General features: G+C 70.3%; 3 protein-coding genes and 1 pseudogene. 2 read left to right on the top strand and 2 right to left on the bottom strand.

Features of this window, described 5'->3' with window-relative positions; all coding sequences use genetic code 11:
• Together AC2VOR_RS16460 and AC2VOR_RS16455 are read left to right on the top strand one after the other, a co-directional pair.
• Positions 1-685, top strand: a 685-nt coding sequence (locus AC2VOR_RS16460; protein WP_486964127.1) for a biotin/lipoyl-containing protein, incomplete at its 5' end; no start/stop codon positions are given.
• A 167-nt stretch (positions 686-852) separates the two neighbouring features.
• Positions 853-1,275, top strand: coding sequence for an STAS domain-containing protein (locus AC2VOR_RS16455; RefSeq protein WP_369740179.1), 423 nt, complete (start codon positions 853-855; stop codon positions 1,273-1,275).
• On the opposite strand, the gene AC2VOR_RS16450 is transcribed toward AC2VOR_RS16455, so the two are convergent.
• Both AC2VOR_RS16450 and AC2VOR_RS16445 read right to left on the bottom strand, forming a co-directional pair.
• Positions 1,246-2,034, bottom strand: a complete 789-nt coding sequence (locus AC2VOR_RS16450; protein WP_369740180.1) for an RNA polymerase sigma factor SigF — start codon at positions 2,032-2,034, stop codon at positions 1,246-1,248. The genes AC2VOR_RS16455 and AC2VOR_RS16450 overlap by 30 nt on opposite strands.
• Positions 2,031-2,174: pseudogene (locus AC2VOR_RS16445) on the bottom strand (anti-sigma factor); the annotation flags it as partial. The gene AC2VOR_RS16450 and the pseudogene AC2VOR_RS16445, both read right to left, overlap by 4 nt.

The raw sequence follows: 2,174 nt of genomic DNA, 5'->3' as shown, positions 1-2,174 counted from the left end.
CGGGGTGCGGCTGGACTCCGGCGTGGAGACCGGCTCGGTGATCGGCGGGCAGTTCGACTCGATGCTGGCCAAGCTGATCGTGTACGGCGCCAGCCGTACCGAGGCCCTCGAGCGGGCCCGGCGCGCGTTGGACGAGTTCCACGTCGAGGGCCTGGCCACCGTGATCCCGTTCCACCGCGCCGTCGTGTCCGACCCGGCGTTCATCGGTGACGACGAGGGCTTCTCCGTGCACACCCGCTGGATCGAGACCGAGTGGAACAACACCGTCGAACCCTTCACCGGCGGCGAGCCCCTCGATGACGAGGACACCCGGCCGCGGCAGAAGGTGGTCGTCGAGGTCGACGGCCGCCGCCTGGAGGTGTCGCTGCCCGGCGACCTGGCCTTGTCCGGCGGTGCCGCCGACCCGGCCGGCGTCGTCCGCAAGAAGCCCAAGCCGCGCAAGCGCGGGGCGCACGCGGGCGCGACGGCCTCCGGTGACGCGGTGACCGCTCCGATGCAGGGCACCGTGGTCAAGGTCGCGGTCGAGGAGGGACAGGAGGTCGCCACCGGCGACCTGGTGGTCGTCCTCGAGGCGATGAAGATGGAGAACCCGGTCACCGCGCACAAGGACGGCGTCATCACCGGGCTCGCCGTCGAGGCCGGTGCGGCCATCACCCAGGGCACGGTGCTCGCCGAGATCAAGTGATCCGCCGGCTCCCCGCAACCGTTGTCGGCCCACCCCGGCACGGGTAGGGTGCAATCAGGTTGAGTTCACAGCCGCCGGATCACGTCGGGAACGTGGGGGCGCATGAACTTCCCGGCTTCGCCTGACGTCATCCACAGCACACCCTCCTCTAGTGATGGAGTCCGGCTATGTCTGTGGCCCAATCTTGGCAACAAAGTCGTACCGCGCAGTTCGGCGCGTGCCGCCTACCCGGCGGCACCGTGATCACGGTGGACGGTGAACTCGACGCGGCCAACGCCGACGAGCTCGCCGCCTACGTCCAACGCAGCGCTCGTCGCTGCAAGCGCGTGACCCTGGACCTGCGCGGCCTGAAATTCATTGGTACGGCTGGCTTCTCGGCGCTGCACCGGATCAACGTGATGTGCTCGGGCGCCCGCACGAACTGGGCCATGGTGCCCAGCCCCGCGGTGGCCCTGCTGCTGCGCGTCTGCGACCCCGACGGCACCCTGCCGGTGACGACGCCGCAGGAGGAACCGCTGCTGCGGCCCGGCGGCCAGCCGGGAGCCGGGGAGCCGCGCCCGCTACTCCAGCTGGTCCCGCAGCCGCGCTAGCGACTTGGCCAGCAGCCGGGACACGTGCATCTGCGAGATCCCGACCCGCTCGGCGATCTGCGTCTGCGTCATCGATTCGAAGAACCTGAGCACCAACACCATTCGCTCACGCTCGGGCAGCGCCTCGAGCAGCGGGCGCAGCGCCTCGCGGTCCTCGATGCGGTCCAGGCCGGAGTCCACGTCGCCCAGGGTGTCGGCGATGGCACGGGCCTCGTCGTCCTCGCTGCCGCCACCGCTGTCTATGGACAAGGTGTTGTAGGAGCTGCCCGCCACCAGGCCCTCGACGACCTCCTCGCGCTCCATGCCGAGTTCTTCGGCGAGCTCGGTGGCGGTGGGTGCCCGGCCGAGCCGCTGGGAGAGCTCCGCGGTGGCGCTGCCGAGCCGCAGGTGCAGTTCCTTGAGCCGCCGCGGGACCTTCACCGACCAGCTGTTGTCGCGGAAGTGGCGCCGCACCTCCCCCATGATCGTGGGGACGGCGAACGAGACGAAATCCGAACCGGTGTCGACGTCGAACCGGACCACCGCGTTGACCAGACCCACCCGCGCCACCTGGACCAGGTCGTCGCGCGGCTCGCCCCGGCCCTCGAACCGCCGGGCGATGTGGTCGGCCAGCGGCAGGCAGCGCTCCACGATCTTGTCCCGGTGGCGCTGGAAATCCGCCGAGTCGGCGGCGAAGGTCGCCAACTCGCGGAACATGTCCGGCACATCGGCGTATTCGTTGGGGCGCGAAGCCGAACCGCCGGCATTTCGCGCCGTCACCTGCTGGAGGCCGCCCGCCGGGCCGTCAGTGTGATTCCGAAGACACTGCCGGATTCATCGGGTGCGCGGCCGTCGTGGAAGGTCTTGACGTCGTCGGCCAACGACGTCAGCACGTGCCAGCTGAAGCTGCCGGGCGCCAC

Source organism: Mycobacterium sp. TH-M103, from assembly GCF_057473785.1.
The sequence above is the reverse complement of the archived record's forward strand: the minus strand, read 5'-3'. Positions and strand labels throughout refer to the sequence as shown.